Below are 19,974 nucleotides of genomic sequence, written 5' to 3'. Positions count from 1 at the left end.
TGTGCGATTAAAGTGCAAGTAAAAAGGGCTGGCTTTAGTATTTTTTGAAAAAACAAAAAACGCCGCATTTCTGCGGCGTTTTGCTACTAAGTATTAATGAGCACTTTCTTGCAATGCCAAGTCTACACGCTCACGCAACTCTTTACCCGGTTTGAAGTGGGGAACATGTTTTTCAGGTACTTCCACACGTTCGCCGGTTTTAGGGTTGCGCCCGATACGGGCAGGGCGGTGGTTCAAGTCGAAGCTGCCGAAGCCGCGGATTTCGATACGTTGTCCACGAGCCAGTGAGCGGGTCATGGTATCAACCAAGACTTTTACACTGTATTCGACATCTTTAGCCAGCAGTTGGTTGCCATTTTTTTCGGCAAACACTTCTGCGAGGCGAACCATCAATTCAGACTTCGTCATGTCTGCAACCTTATTCTTGGTCGCCGGACAGTTTGGCTTTCAGCAAGTCGCCCAAGCTGGTAGTACCGGCATTGGCAGTTGCAGCGGCGTTAACTGAATTCAGCGCTTCGCGGTTTTCTTTAGCGTCTTTCGCTTTAACAGACAGACGGATGCTGCGGTTTTTGCGGTCAACGGTAACGATAACGGCTTCAACTTCGTCGCCTTCTTTCAGTTTGGTAGTCAGGTCTTCAACGCGATCAGCGGCGAATTCAGAAGCAGGCAGGTAGCCTTCAACTTCTTCAGACAGAGCAACTACGGCACCTTTGGCGTCAACAGATTTCACAGAACCTTTAACCAAAGAACCTTTGTCGTTTACGCTGATGAAGTTGCCGAACGGATCACCTTCCAGTTGTTTGATACCCAAAGAGATGCGTTCTTTTTCAACGTCGATGGCCAATACAACGGCTTCAACTTCTTCGCCTTTTTTGTATTTGCGTACAGCTTCTTCGCCGGCTTCAGTCCAAGACAGGTCAGACAAGTGAACCAGGCCGTCGATGCCGCCAGGCAGACCTACGAATACACCGAAGTCAGTAATAGATTTAACTGCGCCGGAGATTTTGTCGCCTTTGTTGTGGTTGGCGGCAAACTCTTCCCAAGGGTTAGCTTGGCATTGTTTCATGCCCAAAGAGATACGGCGGCGGTCTTCGTCGATTTCCAGGATCATGACTTCAACTTCGTCACCCAGTTGAACAACTTTGCTTGGGTGTACGTTTTTGTTGGTCCAATCCATTTCGGAAACGTGTACCAAACCTTCGATGCCTTGTTCGATTTCAACGAATGCACCGTAGTCAGTCAGGTTGGATACTTTACCGAACAGGCGGGTACCTTGTGGGTAACGACGGGTCAGGCCGCTCCAAGGATCTTCGCCCAGTTGTTTCATACCCAGGGAAACGCGTTGTTTGTCTTGGTCGAATTTCAGAACTTTGGCTTCTACTTCTTGACCAACTTCCAAAACTTCGCTTGGGTGTTTCACACGGCGCCATGCCAAGTCGGTAATGTGCAACAGACCGTCGATGCCGCCCAAGTCAACGAATGCACCGTAATCGGTGATGTTTTTAACGATACCTTTGATAACTGAACCTTCTTGCAGGTTTTCCAGCAAGGCTTTGCGTTCTTCGCCCAAAGTAGCTTCCAGAACAGCGCGGCGGGACACAACAACGTTGTTGCGTTTTTTGTCCAGTTTGATCACTTTGAATTCAATTTCTTTGCCTTCGAAGTGAGAAGTGTCTTTTACAGGACGTACGTCAACCAAAGAACCCGGCAGGAATGCGCGGATGCTGTTGATCATAACAGTCAGGCCGCCTTTGACTTTGCCATTGATAACGCCGGACAGGATGTCGCCGTTTTCCATAGCTTCTTCCAAAGCGATCCAGTCGGCAGCGCGTTTGGCTTTTTCGCGGGACAGTTTGGTTTCGCCGAAGCCGTTTTCAACAGATTCGATGGTAACGGTAACGAAATCGCCAACTTTAACTTCAATCTCGCCCTGAGCGTTTTTGAATTCAGCAACATCAATCAGAGATTCTGATTTCAGACCTGCGTTAACGGTAATGAAGTTTTGATCGATGCCGACTACTTCGGCAGTAATCACTTCACCTGGGTTCATCTCTTGCAGGGTAAAGCTTTCTTCCAGCAGCTGGGCAAAATTTTCCATAGTCATATATACTCTTTTCGGTACACCGCCAAGGGGTGCGGGTTAGGTTTGAAATGACCTGCCGTCCTTGGCGCGGCAGGTTGGGAAATGTTTTCAGACGGCCTTGTTATACGGTTAACAGGCCGTCTGAAATGAAAACTTCGCGATTATACTCCAAATTTTAAACTTTATGATACCAATCAAGCACTTTTTTTACAGCTTCTTCGATAGAAAGGTTGTCAGTATCTAAAAGCAGGGCGTCGGGCAGCTGTTTCAACGGAGCAACAGGGCGGCGGCGGTCTGCTTCGTCGCGCGCTTCAATGTCCGATAAAATGCGCTCGAATGCAACGCCTTCGCATGGGATACCGAGTTGCTTGGCACGACGTTGGGCACGGACATTGGCACTTGCAGTCAGGAAGATTTTTAATGCGGCATCGGGGAAAATAACCGAGCCGATATCGCGGCCGTCGGCGACCAAACCTTTTTCGGTTAAGAAATCACGTTGGCGCTGCAAAAGGGCGGTACGCACTTTAGGCAACTGCGCGACGGCAGATGCGCCCATACCGATCGCTTCGGTACGGATTTGTTCGGATACATCTTCGCCGTTTAATAATACGGCGCTGCCTTCAAATTGTGCGGGCAAAGTTTCTGCCAGTGTGCTGACGGCATCTTCATCGGTCCAAGCGACATTTTGTTTTTGTGCGTAAAGCGCGGTCAGGCGGTAAAGCGCACCGGAGTCGAGGTAAAGAAAACCCAAGGCTTCGGCTACGCGTGAGGCAACCGTCCCTTTGCCGGATGCGCTGGGGCCGTCGATGGCGATGACTTTTTGCTTGAGGCTCATGTATTCTCCTGAATGCGATAGGTATTTGAATTAACCGTTTATTATACGTTGCTTTGGCCGTCTGAAAACGAAAATTTTTGTGTGATTTAGATTTGAAGGAAAAGTGGCTCGGCCTTATCGGGTATAATGGCCAAAATCATAATTTAACCGCTTTATCTGATTGTTCGGGCCGTCTGAAATAACGGGTCGGGAACGGTCTTAGAATTTAGAAACATTATGTTACAAACCGATAATCTTACTTCTGCACAACCTCAGCGCATTATCACTGCTCAAAATATTTCCGCTCAGGAAGAATTGCTTGAACGCGCTTTACGTCCGAAAACTTTAGACGACTATATCGGACAGGATAAAGCAAAAGAGCAGTTGGCCATTTTTATTCAGGCTGCGAAAAAACGTGGCGAAGCGCTTGACCACACTTTGTTGTTTGGCCCACCGGGTTTGGGCAAAACTACTTTGGCACATATTATCGCTAAAGAGTTGGGCGTTAATTTGCGCCAAACCAGCGGCCCGGTTTTGGAGCGCGCCGGCGACCTTGCAGCCTTATTGACCAACTTAGAGCCGCATGATGTGCTGTTTATCGATGAAATCCACCGCTTGAGCCCAGTGGTTGAAGAAATCCTTTATCCTGCGCTCGAAGATTATCAGTTGGACATCATGATAGGCGAAGGACCGGCCGCGCGTTCGGTCAAAATCGATTTGCCGCCGTTTACATTGGTGGGCGCGACGACCCGTGCCGGTATGTTGACCAACCCTTTGCGCGACCGTTTCGGTATCGTTTCCCGATTGGAGTTTTATCAAAACAAAGACTTGGCGACTATTGTTGCCCGTTCTGCTCAACTATTGCAGTTGGAAATGGGTGAAGAGGGTGCGATGGAAGTGGCCAAGCGCAGCCGCGGTACGCCGCGTATTGCCAACCGCCTCTTACGACGTGTGCGTGATTACGCCGATGTGAAAAACAACGGCGTCATTGATGCGAAAATTGCCGATGCGGCTTTGAGTATGCTGGATGTGGACGGGCAAGGTTTGGATGTGATGGACAGGAAATTCCTTGAGGCGATTCTGCACAAATTCAGCGGCGGCCCTGTCGGTTTGGAAAACGTGGCCGCTGCGATTGGCGAATCGACCGATACCATCGAAGATGTGATTGAACCTTATCTGATTCAGCAGGGCTTTTTGCAGCGTACACCGCGCGGACGCGTGGCAACCGAACGAGCCTATCTGCATTTCGGCTTGAAGGTTCAAGAATAATAATGAAGGCCGTCTGAAAACCGCTTTCAGACGGCCTGATACTTTCAATTTCATATGATTGTCGGTAAATATCTGCCGATAATCGGTTAAAATGTTCCCCCTTTTCTTTTTTGAAGTTTCCCCATGAATATCTTATCCGTAGAAAATGCTTCTTTTGCCGTCGGCCATGTCGCCTTGCTCGACAAAACTTCTTTTCAACTCGACAGCGGCGAGAAAATCGGTTTAATCGGCCGCAACGGTGCGGGTAAGTCTTCGTTTTTAAAAATCCTTGCAGGCGTACAAAAGCTCGATGACGGGCAGATTATTGTTCAAAACAACCTTAAAATCGTTTATGTGCCGCAGGAATCCTTTTTTGATAAGGACGCAACCGTATTTGATACCGTCGCCGAAGGTTTGGGCGAAATTCGCGATTTATTGCGCCGTTATCATCATGTCAGCCATGAGTTGGAAAATGGTTCGAGTGAGGCTTTGTTGAAAGAACTCAACGAATTGCAACTTGAAATCGAAGCGAAGGACGGCTGGAAACTGGATGCGGCGGTGAAGCAGACTTTGGGCGAACTCGGTTTGCCGGAAAACGAAAAAATCGGCAACCTTTCCGGCGGACAGAAAAAGCGTGTTGCCTTGGCGCAGGCTTGGGTGCAGAAGCCCGACGTATTGCTGCTGGACGAACCGACCAACCATTTGGACATCGACGCGATTATCTGGCTGGAAAACCTGCTCAAGGCGTTTGAAGGCAGTTTGGTTGTGATTACCCACGACCGCCGTTTTCTGGACAACATCGCCACGCGCATCGTCGAACTCGACCGCGGCATTCTACGATCCTATCCCGGCTCGTTCTCCAAATACAGCGAGAAAAAAGCGCAGGAATTGGCGGTTGAAGCGGAACACAACCGCCTCTTCGATAAATTCCATGCTCAGGAAGAGGCATGGATACGCAAAGGCATAGAAGCGCGCCGCACCCGCAACGAAGGCCGCGTGCGCCGTTTGGAAGAATTGCGCCGCCAACGCGCCGAACGCCGCAACGTACAAGGGCAGGTCAACTTCAAGCTCGACAGCGGCGAAAAAAGCGGCAAAATCATTGCCGAACTGGAACACGCTTCGTTTGCCTATGGCGACAAAGTCATCATGGACAAATTCTTCGCCATCTTGCAGCGCGGCGACAAAATCGGTTTAATCGGCCCCAACGGCATCGGCAAAACCACCTTCCTCAAGCTGATTCTGGGCGAATTGCAGCCGACCTACGGCAGAATCCGTATTGGCAGTAAGCAGGAAGTTGCCTATTTTGACCAGTTCCGCAGCGCGTTGAACGAAAACGACACCGTGTTTTACACGCTCGGACAGGGCAATGATTACGTTGAAGTCGGCGGTAAGAAAAAGCATGTAATGAGCTATTTGGAAGATTTTCTGTTCCACCCCGCCCGTGCGCAAAGTCCTGTTTCATCGCTCTCCGGTGGCGAACGCAACCGCCTTCTGCTGGCAAAACTCTTCACCCGTCCTGCCAATATCCTGGTTTTGGACGAACCGACCAACGACTTGGACATCGATACCCAAGAGCTGCTCGAAGACTTGCTGCGCGATTACCAAGGCACGGTATTCCTTGTTTCGCATGACCGTATGTTCTTGGATAATGTGATTACCCAAAGCATTGTTTTCGAAGGACAAGGCCGTCTGAAAGAATACATCGGCGGCTATCAGGATTATATCGACGCAAAATCGCGCGAAGAGAAAATTCAGACGGCCTCTGCGCCTAAAGCGGTTACCGAGCCTGAGAAAGTCAAACCCAAAGCCAACCGCACAGTCAAACTTTCCTATAAAGAACAGCGCGAACTTGACGCCCTGCCTGATGAAATCGCCGTTTTGGAAACCGAGCAGGCTGAAATCAATACCCAGCTTTCCGATCCAGAAATTTTCAAAGATTACGAAAAAGCAGGCGCATTGCAAAGCAGGGCGGAAGAAATCGAAATGCTGCTTTTGGAAAAGCTCGAACGCTGGGAATGGCTGGAAGCGAAACAAAACGGAGAAGCGGTTTAAATTGGGAATTTTGTCCCAAAGTTGGGCGGATATTTTTCTAAATCATGCCGTCTGAACCCCGAATATTCAAAAACAAGGTCTACAACCACATGAAAAAAGTCGAGAAAAACGTATTGGTACTGCATAGCGCTGAGGAAATGTTTGAGCTGGTGGACAAGGTCGAGGACTATCCAAAATTTTTGCCGTGGTACAGCAAGACCGAAGTCATCGAACGCAAAGGCAACGAGCTCAAAGCGCGCCTGTTTATGGACTATATGCGCGTCAAACAGTCGTTTGCAACGCACAACCACAATATCCCGGGTCAGGAAATCCGCATGGATTTACTCGAAGGGCCGTTTAAAACCCTGCGCGGCACTTGGAAATTTATCGATTTGGGCGATGATATGTGTAAAGTCGAATTCAGATTAGAATACGATTTCTCCAATGCCGTACTCTCTGCCATGATTTCCCCGGTGTTCGGCCACCTCGCCGGCACGCTGGTGGATGCTTTTATTAAAGAGGCCGACCGCCGCTATGCTTGAGATTGAAATTGTTTACGGACTGGCCGATAGGCAAGTGTTGAAGAACATGACCGTTGCCGAAGGGACAACCGTACGCGAAGCTGCTCAGCAAAGCGGTTTGGAGGTAGAGTTCCCAGAGTTGGATTTGCAACAAGCGCCTTTGGGTATTTTCGGCAAGGCGGTGAAAGACGAGACTGTTTTGCGCGATGGCGATCGGATTGAGGTTTATCGTCCATTATTGATTGATCCGAAAGAAGCGCGACGTAAACGCGCCGGGCAAGAATAAATCCAAGGCCGTCTGAAACTTTTTCAGACGGCCTGTCAAACTGAAAGAACAGTAATGAGCTTGAAAATTAAATTAATCGTCGGTTTGGGGAATCCAGGCCAAGAATACGAACAAACGCGCCACAATGTCGGCTTTTGGCTGTTGGACGAACTGGCATGGAAATGGAAAGTCAATTTTAAAGACGAGAAGAAATTTTACGGCGAAGTAGCACGCGCCATTACGCCTGATGGTGATGTTTGGCTGCTCAAACCCATGACTTTTATGAACCGCTCCGGTCAGGCTGTTGCCGCTTTGGCTCAGTTTTACAAAATCAAGCCGGAGGAAATCTTGGTGGTTCATGACGAACTGGATATTCCATGCGGCCGTATCAAATTCAAACTTGGCGGCGGCAACGGCGGACACAACGGCCTCAAAGATATTCAGGCTCGTTTGGGTACGCCTAATTTCTACCGCCTGCGCTTAGGTATTGATCATCCGGGCGACCGTAATCTGGTTGTCGGTTATGTGTTGAATAAACCGTCGGCGGAACACAGACAGCAAATTGATGATTCCATCGCCAAATCCCTGCAAGGATTGTCGGCCGTGTTGAATGGCGAATGGGAAGAGGCAACACGTTTTTTACACAGTAAGTAAGCGTGCCCAAATCAAACGGACAGCCTTGCACATTAGTTCAGACGGCCCGAAAACAGACGGCGCAGTCTGGCTAGCGATAAACCAATTAAAGAAACAGTAAATATGAACGAACTGACCAGCCTGATGCAGACCGAAGCCCCAGGCATTGTTGGCGAAACATTAGACTTCTGCCTTTACGAATGCAGTATTGAAGATGCCCCGGATGCAGAAGAAGTAGCACAATGGCGTGATATTTTGAAGGCGCGGGGTGGGAAATTTGTCCGCTTGGCAGACATCTGCCAAACATGGCTGGATGAAGAGGCCGACAAATGAAAGCCTTGCCGTTAAACAAATTTACTGCCGCTGCCTTTATCTGGTTTGCCGCCGCCATTTATGCCTTACTTTTCAAAGAGGGCGGTAATAGCGCTCCACCATTTCCCCATTTTGATAAAGTCGGCCATTTCGGACTGTTTTTTGGTCAGGCATGGTTGTGTGCAAAAATATTTATTCAAGACAATAGGAATATTCCCTATAAAGGCATTCTGTTTGCCGCTTTATTGTTTGCAGTAGGAAGCGAGCTGGCTCAGGCATTTCTGACTACTACGCGCCAAGGTTCGATCGCGGACGGCATTGCCGATATGGCGGGTACGGCTGCGGCGTTGTGGTTTGCAGCAAAAGTAAAAGCAGCAAAAAGTTAGATATATTTAAAAAAAAACTTAAAGGCCGTCTGAAATCCTGAGAAATAGGTTTTAGACGGCCTTTTGTTACTTGATATTTGAAGCAATGATTGCTTCAAGACAAGAATTAGAATGTTACGCGTACGCCGGCAGATACTTCGTGAGTATGGAACTTAATGCTATTCATTTTGCCCCAATAGTTGTAGCGATAGCCTGCATCCAAGGCAACGTTAGGTGTTACTTCGTAGCTTACGCCAGCCATTGCTCCAACACCAGTTTTAGTATCACTGCGTTCATAATATGAATTAGCTGTCTTAACTTTTGCAGAAGCATGATTAATAGCCACACGAGCACCTACATAAGGTTTTACAGGAGTTTGCAGATCAAAGTCATAAATAGCAGAAACGCCGGCACTGTGGTATTTACCTTCAGCATCGAATGAGGCAGTATTGATTTTTTCAGACTTATAATGGGTATAGTCAGCGGCAACACGGAAATCGCCGAAATCGTAACCGGCAGAAATACGTGGACTAAAGCCTTTAACCGAGCCACTGGCATTATTAGCTTTTTGTTTTACAGTAGCATGACCAGCATCTGCTTGAACATAAAAACCTTTGGTTGCATCAGCCAATGAAAATGTAGGCAGGGAAAGAGCAATCAGTGTTACCAGAACTTTTTTCATAATTTGTCCTTAATGTAGGATGAGAAGTAGTGGATAATCGCCGGGGTTGGTCGTTCCCAACAATTATTCTGATTGTATTTTCTTGTCGTAAATTAAGCAAATCTAAAAATGTTTCAACTGTTGTAAAACCGCACTTATAAAAAATACTGTAACAAGTCGTTTAAGAACAAACGGCCTTGCTCAGTCGGGCGGAACACGGTCGGGTCTGATTCAAGCAGGCCTTTTTGTCTGGCGGTTTCGATTTGAGCCATGATTTTTGCAGTGGGTACGCCGGTACGTTCTTGCAGCGTTGTAGTAGGTACGCCGTCGGTCAGGCGCAGGGCGTTCATCATGAATTCGAATGGAAGGTCTTCGGCAGCAACGGTTTTTCGTTCAACTGCTTCATGCGGATTGCTCTGCATGGCGGTAAGATAGTCGTTGGGATGACGGCGGCGGACGGTGCGCTCGATGCGGTCGGGATAGGAAATTTTTCCGTGTGCGCCCGCGCCGATGCCCAAATAATCGCCGAACTGCCAGTAGTTCAAATTGTGGCGGCACTGCATGGCTGGTTTTGCAAAAGCCGAGGTTTCATAGTGGACAAAGCCTGCGCCTTCCAGCGCACCGTGTACGGCATCTTCAATATCCAATACTGCCTCATCTTGCGGCAAACCTTTTGGCGGCGTATGACCAAAAGGCGTGTTCGGCTCCATGGTCAGATGATATGCGCTGATATGCGATACGCCTGTTGCAATAGCGGTTTGCACATCGTTTGAGGCCGTCTGAACCGTTTGGTTTGGCAGGGCATACATCAAATCGATATTGACTTTTTCAAATAATTTCAAGGCAGTATCAATGGCTGTCAGGGCTTCTTTGCCGTTGTGAACGCGTCCCAATCGAGCAAGCATATCGTCGTTAAAACTTTGTACGCCGATAGACAGGCGCGTAATGCCTGCGTCTTTAAATCCTTGAAACTTCTCAATTTCAAATGTGCCCGGATTGGCTTCCAAAGTAATTTCCGCTTCGGGTTGCAAGCGCAACAGCGAACGCACGCCGCTTAACAAGCGGTCAATTGATTCAGCTTGAAACAGACTGGGCGTACCGCCACCGAAGAATATGGTTTCCACAGGTCTGCCCCAAATATTCGGCAACTCAAGCTGCAGGTCGGTTAATAGGGCATCGATATAGGCTTCTTCCGGCAGGCCGTTTTTCAGGCTGTGGGAATTGAAATCGCAATATGGACATTTTTTGATGCACCAAGGAATATGGATATAGAGTGATAAAGGAGGCAGGGCAGTTAACTGGCCGGGGCGTTGGAAGGTGATTTGGGTCATGATATGTGTTGAGGCTCGAGGCCGTCTGAAATTTTTAGGGCCTTATTTTAACTGAAATGTCGGCCGGGAAAGTAATCAGTAGGAAATTTGCGCAGTCTAAGCGCTCAAAAAAGCCTCAATTTCTTCTTCTGATAATTTGGAATTGCAGACAAATTTTATTTTGCCTTGTGAGATGTTGAGTAATGCGGGAACAGTTTTGATGCCGTGTTGTTCACGAAAAGTTTTTAAAGCCGCTTTGTTGTTGCTGTCTGTAAAGCGGACGGTAAGCTGCTTGTTTAAGGAAACGGTAGACAGTTTTGCAACAAAACGGCGACAGTATGAACAGCTTGGTTTGCCTAAAAAGACGATAGCAGTTTCTTGACTGTCAATGAGTTGCAGAAGTTCGTCAGGTGTGGTTGGGATGAAGGCAGCAACGTGTTTTGCAAAGGCTGCCAATTCTTCAGGCGAGGGTTTGGGCATGGGAATGAATGTGAGGTAGGCCGTCTGAAGGTTTCAGACGGCCTGTTGTTTTTATGTAGTTAAAGTCTTTTGCGCATCCAAGATGAGAGTTTGGGTGCACCGAATAGCAGAAAAATGCCGATAAAAAGCTGCGCGATGTTGGCAAGTATACCGGCTTGGTTTTGTGCGCCGAGGTCCGCCCAAACGGATGTATGTGTGTCGATAGCAATAGACTGTACAAAAAGATAGAGAGAGAACTGGTAAATTAGGTCGGGGATAGCTTGGAAAACAGTATATATGCCTATTAATACAATACCGGTCGTCAGCCATGGTGCAGGGTGTTTTGGGGCTTCCTGTACGGTTTGCAGATGTTCGGGCAACAGGCGGTTGGCAATGGCGGCAGGGAAACACCATAGCAGCAGCCATACGGCCAAATAAAAGCCGTAGATGGATAGCGGCAACAGGAGTTGTGCGCTGTTATATTCGCTTCCAGACTGGGCAAATATGGTAACGATGCTGCTGAGCGTTTGTACGATACCGATTAAAACGATCAAACGGACGGCGACGATCAGGATTTGTTTGGGGGACATGAGTTTCTTTCGTGATGTGGTGGGTTTGGGTCGTCTGAAAAAGCGTTTCGGGGTTTTTAGACGACCTATCATCGATTTATAAGGCTTCGATTTTTTCAACAATTCCCGCAACGCCTGCCCTCTGAGGCTTTTGGGAATAATGGGTTGCGGGTTGTTTTCGTGGCAGGCGGGAACGCAGGCATCATAACAGCTTTTGTCGGAGAGGTCGTCTGAAATTTTCAGACGACCTCTCAAGCATTGCCCCGTCAGAATTTACCTGTAAACCCAACGGTAACCGCCCGTCCCGGTGCGGGGATGGGAACGTTGGACATCGGGTCGAGATAATAGCGGTTGGTCAGGTTGCTGATGCTGAAGTTCATACTCAAGTTTTTGCCGAAGTTGTAGTGTCCGTAAGCATCCAATACCAAGGCGGAACGCCAGTGGTAGGGGCGGCCTGATGCCTGCATAATCCGCGCCAAGCCTTGACGCGCCAGTTCGTCCTGCTGGCCAGTATCGACGGTGCTGTGGTAGATGCCGCGCATGCCCAGTTCCAGCCTGTTATTGAAGCGGCGGGTGCCGACATTGAGGTTGAGCGAGTATTTCGGCTGCATGGTTTGATAGAAACGGGTGGCGCCGAAGCCGCCGTCGATACATTCGGGGATACGGTTGTTATAGACGTCGTAATTGAAAGCGGTCGATTTGTCGCAGGTGCGCTGCTTCAGGCGGTAGTTTGCGCCGAATGAGGCAAACCATTTGCCGCTGTCGATACGGCTTTGCAGCTCGATGCCGCTGGTCTGTTTCTTGTCATATTGGGTCAGGTTTTTGTTTTCGGTAATATCGATGGCGTTTTTGATGGTGTTGTTGTAGTAGGTCAGGCGGATGTTGCCGTGTTTCAGCCGTTGCCAGTAGGGGGCGAAATTGAAGGAATAGCCTGCTTCCCAGTTGGTACTGCGTTCGGGCTTCAGGTTGAATTCGGTATTGTAGGCTTCCAGCAGGTTGACGTTGGTGGTGGTTGCTTCGTAAATGCTGGGAAAGCGGGTCGCCTGCGCGAAGCGGGCGAACAGGCGGCTGTTGTCGGTCAAATCGTAGCTGACGGCGATGACAGGCGACCATGCGCTGGCTTTCAGGTGTTTAGGCATGGGCCATACTTCGTCTTCGTTGGTAGTTTTTTTATAGAGGCGGTGGCCGCCGGTACTGCCCATCGTAGTCGCCCGCTCTTTTTTTTGCAGATAGGGTGTTTTAACATCATCTATTGCCGCATTGCTTAAATATTTGAAATAGCTGCCTTGCAATCCCTGAGGATTGTTTACTTTTTCGTTAAATTGCCCTTGCGCGAAAACCGGCCCTTGATATTTGCCGTCGATATAGGGTGTATAGACTTCTTTCTGCCGGTAAACGGCTTCGTCGTGGTTGAAGGACGGGTTATCTACCTGTGGATTGTCGCCGTTTGCGTTGGCATAGATGACTTCGCCGGTCTGCCTTTCTCCATTAATCGAATATCCTTTATCGTTATAGTCATAACCGTATTTGTTGCGGAATTCGTTTATCAGACGATTTGACTCGTCAACATCTTCTGTCCTCAGGATTTTCCGCACATCTTCCGCTTCTTCTTTATTTGCAATCAGTTCGTAATAGGGGATATAGCTGCCGAGGATATAGCCGTCCGAGCTTTTCCCTCCTTGCAAATCGACGGAATAAAACGGATCTTTCCTCACCCGCCTTGCTTTTGCCAAGGCATCGTCGTAAGCCCAGAATTTGTCGTAGCGTATGCCTGCCTGAATGTTCAGGCGGTCGGTCGCCTGCCAGTCGAAAGCGACTCCCGTACCCCATTCGTGGCGGCGTCCCGCCCTCGGGCCGGCAACGGCTGTGGCGGCTGTGGCGGCACCGATGATGTCGAAGATATCTTTGTCGTTGCTGGTGATTCGGTTGGATTCGTCCAGTTTTTCATATTGGACGTTGGCGGAGAGGGTCATGGCGATCTTGTCGGTCAGGCGCATGCGGTTGCTGATGTCGGCGCCGGTACGGGTGGCGCGGGTGCGCTGTTCTACGCCTGATTTGACACGGTATGCACTGGGTACAGGAGGCGGATCTTTCGGCTCTTCGGCAGGAACCAAACCTTCGGCAACCAGCTCGCGGCAGCCTATACCTTCGTTGATGTGCCTGCCGATAAATTCATTGGGAATTTTATTGTGGACAAAGCAGTTCGCCCACTTGTCGTATTCCTGATCGCCGTAGGCAACGGCCAAATCCGGCCCGCCGCTTTGATGGCGGGAACCGGTGGTTTGGGTGCGCCAGATATTGGCCTGCAAATCTATCCAGCGGCTGCCTTCGGGCTTCCATTCGTAGCCGATTTTATGGCTTTTGGTGTCAATGGTGGAATTGAGCGTTTGCGTAGGTATGACCAGCGGCGGCCTGCCGGTGAAGTTGAACTCGTTGCTGAAGCCCAGCAGTATGGCGTTGTAAAAGGGGTTGTTTTCACCAAAACGGACGCGGGTGCGCATATGGCCGAGGCTGATTTTCTGGTTGTTAGGCAGATACCAGTTGTTTTTCAGCAGCAGGCTTTTGCTCGCCACGTTACTGTTGAACACTTCTTCGCCGGGGCGATAGAGCTTCGCCATGTTCGGTATCATGGTCGCGCCCGTATTGTCGAAATCCGCATTGTCGGGGTCGTATTCCGGATTGTTCAGATAGCCGCCCGCCCCGCGTTTGCCGCTGAAGTAATTGCCTTTTTTGCGGTCGCTGTAAGCAATCAGGCCATCTGAAATATCGGTTTTAAACGCCGCCGAAACCATGCCTGAGCGGTCGTCTCTGAAATTGCCGATTTTGCTGCTGCGGCTGCGCGGTGGGTTTTTCTCTTGGAAATCGAGTGCCTGATAAGGCTCCAACGTTCCGGCGACTGCGCCAGCCGCCCCGTCTGCCGTCGGCCTGCCCGGAATGGTGCGGTAGTCTTCAACACCGAGGTATTGCAAATTATCAACGCGGGGTTTGGCCGTATTGCCCGAAAAACTGCCTTTTATCTGAATACCCCATTTTTTCCCTTCGGGAACAATGTCTTCCGGCTCAATGGTTTGAATGGCGACCGAACCGCCTACTCCCGATTTGACACCTCGGGTCATCGACGGCCCTTTTTCTACCGCAATACTGCGGAACAGGGCGGGATCGATGTAGTTTCGGTCGGCAACGCCGTAATTGTTCATCCACACATCGACGGTCTGTTCCGTTCCGTCAATGGTAACGGGGATACGGCCTTTTCCGGCGATGCCGCGGATGCTGGGCGTAATCGCGCTACCCGCATTGCGCGTATTCATGTTGTACACGCCGTTAAGCCCCTTGAGGATATCGCCGGCGGCATCGGGGCGGTAGCGTTCGAGGTATTCTTTGCCGAGATAGGCGTTGGAGACGTTTTTGCTGTATTGCAGCGCTTCGCCTTTCTGGTCTTTGGTCAGGCGTTTGCCGCGGACTTCGATAGTGTCGAGGACGGCGGTGTCGGGTGTAACCGCATCTGCTGCCCACAGGTGCGGGCTGTGCCATAAAATACTGAGGCAGGCGACGATGGTTTTGAAGGGGTAGTTTCTCATGTGATGACTCCTTGTATTGTCTTTATAACAGGCGCTCCGTCGGGTGCGGACGGTAATCAATTTTCAAGGAGTGGTTTGTAGAATGTGTTTTATGTTTTTATGATGGGGATTTTTGAGTAAGGATATTTGCTGTTTTTTGGATATTATAAGTTTTTGAAAAAATTTTATAAGTTTTGTTCCTTTGGTGGTGCGTTTTACGGATAAACGGGATGAAAAACGTCGTCTGAAAACGGTGTGGCGGGTTTTCAGACGACGTTTTTATTGTTCAGAGGGCTTCGATTTTTCTTAACAATTCACGCAATGCTTGGGCGCGGTGGCTTTCGGCATTTTTGATTTCAGGGTCAAGCTCGGCGGCGGTGCAACCGTGTTCGGCCAGATAGAAATGAGGGTCGTAGCCGAAGCCGTTTGTGCCGGCTGCTTCGGACTGCCATTGGCCGCGCCAGATGCCTTCGGCGATGATGGGTTGCGGGTCGTTTTCGTGGCGGACGAGTACGAGTACGCAGACGTAGTAGCAGCTTTTGTCGTCTTTATCGGCAAGATCTGCAGACAGTTTGGCGTTGTTTGCGGCATCGGATTTGGGGTTTTCGCCTGCATAACGTGCGGAGAAAATGCCGGGTGCGCCGTTTAAGGCGTTGGTGCAGATGCCGGAATCGTCGGCAAGTGCCGGTAAGCCGCTGTATTTGGCGGCATGGCGTGCTTTAGCCAGGGCATTTTCAACAAAGGTATGGTACGGCTCGGGACATTCGGGCGTATTGAACTGCGATTGCGGCAGGACTTCGATGTTTAAGTCGGCAAAGAGGCGGGCAAATTCTTTGAGTTTGCCTGCGTTGCCACTGGCAAGGACGATTTTTTCAAACATGGTTTTTCCTTAATGGGTTTCGGTTTGCTGCATACGGGCCATTTGCGCGCGTGCTTTGTGGCGGATGTAAAGTGCAAGGCTGCCGATTTGGGCAAAAACGGCAGCAAAGGCAAACAGAAAGGCGGCAACGGCGAATTGTTTGCTGTGAATGCTCAGAAGATAAGCGCCCAACAGAATCAGTACGATAAACATCAGGGTAAACAGGGCAGTCAGGATCAGATAGGCTTTTTGTCGGGTCATGGCAGCTTGGGTAAAGGGAAAAAATGTTTTGATTATAACGTCAGATTGGGAATTTGAAACCATGCCGGATTCGTTAAAAAGGCCGTCTGAATATTTCAGACGGCCTTAAGTCGAATAACGGATTAACGCAATTCTGTGTGCAGGCGGCTCAACAATGTGGAGGCATCGCTGCCTTTGTATGGGCTGCCGTCTTTGTTCAACAGATGGAGGCGTGCGCCATTGTTGATAGGCTCAACATAAACGATGATTTCAGGATAAGTTTTTGGCGCTTCTGCTTTGCCTTTGCCAAATACGCGTTTGAACAGGCCGGGTTTTTTATTGGCAACTGCTTCGCCTTCGGTTGGCGCTTGTTGAACTAAGAAAGCGCGGCGTTCGGCATTTTGACCGATAACAGTCAGGCCGATGCGGTCGAGCGCAAGTGCGGTACGGCGCCAGTTGCGGCCGTAATCGCCTGCCAGCAGCAGGGTGCCGTTGTCCACACGGGCCAACTCAGAAGCATTGTTGCGGGCGGCAACGCTTTGGGTCAGGGCCTGTTCGGCTTGTTGGCCGTCAACGCCCAAGTATTGCATAAAGCGCGCGAGGAATGCGGCTTCGAGGTTAGGGTCGCTCTCGCTTGGCTGCCACATGGTGGTGTCTTTTTTACGGTCGGCATAAACTTCTTTCATGCCTTTATGGGCGAAGAAGATGTCGGTCGAACCGTTTTTGCCTTGTTCGATGCGGATGATGAATTTGTCGCGTTCGCTGGTGGAGTAGATGCCGCCCAAGCCGACTTTGTCCAACAGGCGGCGCAGGCTGTCTTGAGGGATTTTGGCTCGGTTTTCAGCCCATTCGGTTTCCATTTGGCCGATGGCCGGTTCTTCGGATTTGATGTCGAAACCGTTTTCTTGCCAGAATACTTTCAGCAACGGCCAAATTTCGCGAGGCGATTTGCCATCGACAACCAACCAGCGTTGGTTACCGTCACGCTCAAGGCGTACGCCTTTAACGGATTTCAAAACTTCTGCATTGGCAGGTTGTTGTACGGCTTGAGTGCGGCGTTTGTTGAAGTCGCTGGCACGGACGGCACCGCTGCCTGCCGGTAATTGATAGAGGTTGCCTTGGTCCGGGTTGTTCAAATCAGGTGGTACTTCCAGTTTGACCAGGCGGTGCGATTGACTTTGATAGTCGAGTTTGGGTTGTTCTTTTTTGCTGCCGGAACAGGCAGTCATGCTAATCAGGGCGAGGGCTACTACGATGGGTTTGATATAGGTCATCTTGTTTTCCTGTGGATGAAGTTCTTAACAGGGAGGCCGTCTGAAAAGGTGTTTGGGATTCAGACGGCCTTATTTCCGGATCAGATTTGTCCTGATTTTTCCAGAGCGGCTCGGACTTTGGCTTGACCGTCTTCGGTCAGTGCAACCAAAGGCAGACGAACATGGGGTTCGCATTTGCCCAATAAGCTCAGGCCCCATTTGGGCGCGGCCGGGCTGGGCTCGCAGAACATGGTGTTATAAATTGGGATAAGTTGCTCGTTTAGACGACGGGCGGTCGCAATATCGCCCTCAAGGGCGGCTCGGCACATGTCGGCAAAGAGTTTCGGTGCAACGTTGGCTGCGACAGTTACCACGCCGTGGCCGCCACACAGCATGAAGGGCAGGCCGGTAGGATCATCGCCGGAGAACACGGCAAAACCTTCAGGAACGCTGTTGATCAATTCGATGTTGCTGCCGATTTTGCCGCTGGCTTCTTTCACGCCGACGATATTCGGAATTTCGGCCAAGCGCAAAATAGTGTCGTTGCTCATGCTGACGACGGTGCGGCCGGGAACATTATAAATAATCATCGGAATCGAAGTGGCTTCGGCGATGGCTTTGAAATGTTGGTAAATGCCTTCTTGGGAAGGTTTGTTGTAATAGGGGACGACGGATAAGGTGTAGTCCGCGCCGGCTTGCTCGGCGGCTTGGGAAAGGGCGATGGCTTCGACAGTATTGTTGGCGCCTGTGCCGGCGATAACGGGAATGCGCTTGTTGACGTGTTTGACAGTGGCTTCGATAACGGTCAAATGTTCTTCGACAGGCAGGGTGGCTGACTCGCCGGTGGTGCCGACTGCGACGATGCCGTCGGTGCCGTTTTCAATGTGCCAGTCGATTAAGTCGCGAAGTTGTTCGTAGTTGATGCTGCCGTCTTGATTCATCGGGGTAATCAGGGCAACCAGACTGCCTTTTAACATACGGAAACCTTTAATTTTATAATGTGGGTGGATTATTCATCGGATTGTAGCTTACTTTGTTGTTTGTGTGAAACATATCCGCTATGAGGCCGGGCCGTTTAATCGTGATTTGTCATTATCTTAATGAATAATACATTTTTAAATCATTAGTTTGTTTGTTTTAAGATGGAAAAATACTGTCAAGGATTAAAATGTGTTAAGGCTGTTTGAGGCCGTCTGAAAATGATCGGGCAAAACTTTCAGACGGCCTGATGATTTTGAATTTGCTGATACATTTTAAATTAGTTAAAATGCGCATCTTAATATTTTTTAACGATTCTTAAGAAAGGGTCATTATGGCCGAAATGACAGATAAACAGGCCGGTTCGCCTGATTTGGTTTACGGTTTGGAAGACAAGCCGCCGTTTGGGAATGCGTTGTTGAGTGCGGTTACGCACCTTTTGGCTATTTTTGTCCCGATGATTACGCCGGCACTGATTGTCGGCGGGGCGTTGGAGCTGCCGGTTGAAATGACGGCTTATTTGGTGTCGATGGCGATGGTGGCTTCCGGTGTCGGCACTTATTTGCAGGTCAACCGTTTCGGGCCGGTCGGTTCGGGCATGTTGTCGATTCAGTCGGTCAATTTCTCTTTTGTAACCGTGATGATTGCGCTCGGTACCGGCATGAAAGAGGGCGGTTTGACTAAAGATGTAATGATTTCAACGCTTTTGGGCGTGTCCTTTGTCGGTGCGTTTTTGGTGTGCTTCTCCGCCTGGCTTTTGCCTTATCTGAAAAAAGTGATTACGCCGACTGTAAGCGGCGTGGTCGTGATGTTGATCGGCTTGAGCTTGGTGCATGTCGGCATTACTGACTTTGGCGGCGGCTTCGGTGCGAAAGCAGACGGTACGTTCGGCTCGATGGAAAACTTGGGTCTGGCATCGCTGGTGTTGCTGATTGTTTTGGTTTTCAACTGCTTAAAAAATCCGTTGCTGCGCATGAGCGGCATCGCGGTGGGTTTGATTGTCGGTTATATCGTTGCGCTGTTTTTGGGCAAAGTGGATTTTTCCGCCCTACAAAATCTGCCGCTGATTACCCTGCCGGTTCCGTTTAAATATGGTTTCGCATTCGATTGGCACGCGTTTATTGTCGCCGGTGCGATTTTCCTGTTGAGCGTATTTGAAGCAGTGGGCGACTTGACGGCGACTGCGATGGTCTCCGAGCAGCCGATCGAGGGTGAGGAATATACCAAACGCCTGCGCGGCGGTGTGTTGGCGGATGGTTTGGTGTCTGTTATTGCGACTGCGTTGGGTTCTTTGCCTTTGACTACTTTTGCGCAAAACAACGGCGTGATTCAAATGACCGGCGTGGCTTCGCGTCATGTGGGCAAATATATTGCGGCGATTTTGGTGTTGTTGGGCTTGTTCCCTGTTATCGGCCGGGCGTTTACCACGATTCCGAGTCCGGTTTTGGGTGGCGCGATGGTATTGATGTTTGGCCTGATTGCGATTGCCGGTGTGCGGATTTTGGTCAGCCACGGTATTCGCCGCCGTGAAGCAGTTATCGCGGCGACTTCTGTCGGTTTGGGTTTGGGCGTGGCGTTTGAGCCGGAAGTGTTCAAAAACCTGCCGGTATTGTTCCAAAACTCAATTTCCGCAGGCGGTATTATGGCGGTATTGTTGAACTTGGTTTTACCGGAAGATAAAACCGATAAAGCGGTTAAGGTGGAAACCAACAGTTTGGATCACTAAGCAAGCTTTATTCAAGGGGCTGACGTAGATTAGCAGTTATGCTAGGCTACGAAAATGCAGATAACCAATTGTAAATTAAGCAAGAGATTT

General features: G+C 49.7%; 20 protein-coding genes and 2 pseudogenes. 10 read left to right on the top strand and 12 right to left on the bottom strand.

Annotated elements, in window-relative coordinates:
* Window positions 1–93: 93 nt before the first annotated feature.
* From ACTHRY_RS10270 to cmk, 3 genes are all read right to left on the bottom strand, one after another.
* Entirely contained in the window at window positions 94–408 is a 315-nt protein-coding gene (locus ACTHRY_RS10270) for an integration host factor subunit beta (protein ID WP_003678992.1), read from the bottom strand.
* A 10-nt stretch (window positions 409–418) separates the two neighbouring features.
* Entirely contained in the window at window positions 419–2,104 is a 1,686-nt protein-coding gene (rpsA, locus tag ACTHRY_RS10265) for a 30S ribosomal protein S1 (protein WP_152691278.1), read from the bottom strand.
* Between the two features lie 154 nt (window positions 2,105–2,258).
* Window positions 2,259–2,918, bottom strand: a complete 660-nt coding sequence (gene cmk / locus ACTHRY_RS10260; protein ID WP_049322671.1) for a (d)CMP kinase — start codon at window positions 2,916–2,918, stop codon at window positions 2,259–2,261.
* A gap of 216 nt (window positions 2,919–3,134) precedes the next feature.
* On the opposite strand from cmk, the gene ruvB reads away from it, so the two are divergent.
* The 9 genes and pseudogenes from ruvB to ACTHRY_RS10215 all read left to right on the top strand — a co-directional run bounded on the left by ruvB (window position 3,135) and on the right by ACTHRY_RS10215 (window position 8,293).
* A complete protein-coding gene (gene ruvB, locus ACTHRY_RS10255; protein ID WP_049322670.1) occupies window positions 3,135–4,166 on the top strand; it encodes a Holliday junction branch migration DNA helicase RuvB in 1,032 nt (343 codons plus the stop codon).
* A gap of 123 nt (window positions 4,167–4,289) precedes the next feature.
* Window positions 4,290–5,177 (top strand): annotated as a pseudogene (locus tag ACTHRY_RS10250) (ABC-F family ATP-binding cassette domain-containing protein); the annotation flags it as partial.
* Between the two features lie 147 nt (window positions 5,178–5,324).
* A pseudogene (locus ACTHRY_RS10245) lies at window positions 5,325–5,684 on the top strand (ATP-binding cassette domain-containing protein); the annotation flags it as partial.
* A gap of 96 nt (window positions 5,685–5,780) precedes the next feature.
* A complete protein-coding gene (locus ACTHRY_RS10240) occupies window positions 5,781–6,197 on the top strand; it encodes a hypothetical protein (RefSeq protein WP_432760684.1) in 417 nt (138 codons plus the stop codon).
* 89 nt (window positions 6,198–6,286) lie between these two features.
* Window positions 6,287–6,718, top strand: a complete 432-nt coding sequence (locus ACTHRY_RS10235; RefSeq protein WP_003747011.1) for a type II toxin-antitoxin system RatA family toxin — start codon at window positions 6,287–6,289, stop codon at window positions 6,716–6,718.
* A complete protein-coding gene (locus tag ACTHRY_RS10230) occupies window positions 6,711–6,983 on the top strand; it encodes an RnfH family protein (protein WP_049322668.1) in 273 nt (90 codons plus the stop codon). The genes ACTHRY_RS10235 and ACTHRY_RS10230 overlap by 8 nt, the downstream gene beginning before the upstream one ends.
* A gap of 54 nt (window positions 6,984–7,037) precedes the next feature.
* Window positions 7,038–7,616, top strand: coding sequence for an aminoacyl-tRNA hydrolase (gene pth / locus ACTHRY_RS10225; RefSeq protein ID WP_049322667.1), 579 nt, complete (start codon window positions 7,038–7,040; stop codon window positions 7,614–7,616).
* A gap of 102 nt (window positions 7,617–7,718) precedes the next feature.
* The gene (locus ACTHRY_RS10220; RefSeq protein WP_039862142.1) at window positions 7,719–7,928 is read left to right on the top strand and encodes a hypothetical protein; all 210 of its coding nucleotides are present in this window, start codon (window positions 7,719–7,721) and stop codon (window positions 7,926–7,928) included.
* Window positions 7,925–8,293: a VanZ family protein gene (locus tag ACTHRY_RS10215; protein ID WP_049359781.1), complete on the top strand. Its 369-nt coding sequence runs from the start codon at window positions 7,925–7,927 to the stop codon at window positions 8,291–8,293. Before ACTHRY_RS10220 ends, ACTHRY_RS10215 begins: the two co-directional genes overlap by 4 nt.
* Before the next feature lie 106 nt (window positions 8,294–8,399).
* On the opposite strand, the gene ACTHRY_RS10210 is transcribed toward ACTHRY_RS10215, so the two are convergent.
* The 9 genes from ACTHRY_RS10210 to dapA all read right to left on the bottom strand — a co-directional run bounded on the left by ACTHRY_RS10210 (window position 8,400) and on the right by dapA (window position 18,157).
* Window positions 8,400–8,954: an opacity family porin gene (locus ACTHRY_RS10210; RefSeq protein WP_049322665.1), complete on the bottom strand. Its 555-nt coding sequence runs from the start codon at window positions 8,952–8,954 to the stop codon at window positions 8,400–8,402.
* 134 nt (window positions 8,955–9,088) lie between these two features.
* Window positions 9,089–10,264, bottom strand: a complete 1,176-nt coding sequence (hemW, locus tag ACTHRY_RS10205) for a radical SAM family heme chaperone HemW (RefSeq protein WP_049322664.1) — start codon at window positions 10,262–10,264, stop codon at window positions 9,089–9,091.
* A 96-nt stretch (window positions 10,265–10,360) separates the two neighbouring features.
* Window positions 10,361–10,723, bottom strand: coding sequence for a thioredoxin family protein (locus ACTHRY_RS10200; RefSeq protein WP_440374227.1), 363 nt, complete (start codon window positions 10,721–10,723; stop codon window positions 10,361–10,363).
* 59 nt (window positions 10,724–10,782) lie between these two features.
* A complete protein-coding gene (locus ACTHRY_RS10195; RefSeq protein ID WP_239665064.1) occupies window positions 10,783–11,526 on the bottom strand; it encodes a hypothetical protein in 744 nt (247 codons plus the stop codon).
* Window positions 11,527–11,537: 11 nt separating this feature from the next.
* Window positions 11,538–14,849, bottom strand: a complete 3,312-nt coding sequence (locus ACTHRY_RS10190; RefSeq protein WP_049359774.1) for a TonB-dependent receptor domain-containing protein — start codon at window positions 14,847–14,849, stop codon at window positions 11,538–11,540.
* A 265-nt stretch (window positions 14,850–15,114) separates the two neighbouring features.
* Complete coding sequence (gene rdgB / locus ACTHRY_RS10185; protein ID WP_049359772.1) at window positions 15,115–15,708, bottom strand: RdgB/HAM1 family non-canonical purine NTP pyrophosphatase; 594 nt, start codon at window positions 15,706–15,708, stop codon at window positions 15,115–15,117.
* A gap of 9 nt (window positions 15,709–15,717) precedes the next feature.
* On the bottom strand, window positions 15,718–15,948 hold the full coding sequence (locus ACTHRY_RS10180; protein ID WP_003746993.1) for an NGO_0222 family membrane protein: 231 nt from the start codon (window positions 15,946–15,948) through the stop codon (window positions 15,718–15,720).
* Window positions 15,949–16,070: 122 nt separating this feature from the next.
* Window positions 16,071–17,201 (bottom strand): outer membrane protein assembly factor BamC, encoded by a 1,131-nt coding sequence (bamC, locus tag ACTHRY_RS10175; protein WP_049322660.1) that lies wholly within the window; start codon window positions 17,199–17,201, stop codon window positions 16,071–16,073.
* 80 nt (window positions 17,202–17,281) lie between these two features.
* Window positions 17,282–18,157, bottom strand: a complete 876-nt coding sequence (dapA, locus tag ACTHRY_RS10170) for a 4-hydroxy-tetrahydrodipicolinate synthase (RefSeq protein WP_049322659.1) — start codon at window positions 18,155–18,157, stop codon at window positions 17,282–17,284.
* A 335-nt stretch (window positions 18,158–18,492) separates the two neighbouring features.
* Here dapA and ACTHRY_RS10165 point away from each other — a divergent pair, with 335 nt between their 5' ends.
* The gene (locus ACTHRY_RS10165; RefSeq protein WP_049322658.1) at window positions 18,493–19,884 is read left to right on the top strand and encodes a nucleobase:cation symporter-2 family protein; all 1,392 of its coding nucleotides are present in this window, start codon (window positions 18,493–18,495) and stop codon (window positions 19,882–19,884) included.
* Window positions 19,885–19,974 lie beyond the last annotated feature (90 nt).

It is taken from the genome of Neisseria sp. P0004.S004, assembly GCF_051963335.1.
In the GTDB taxonomy this organism is placed as follows: domain Bacteria; phylum Pseudomonadota; class Gammaproteobacteria; order Burkholderiales; family Neisseriaceae; genus Neisseria.
This window is presented reverse-complemented; position numbering and strand designations above follow the sequence as displayed.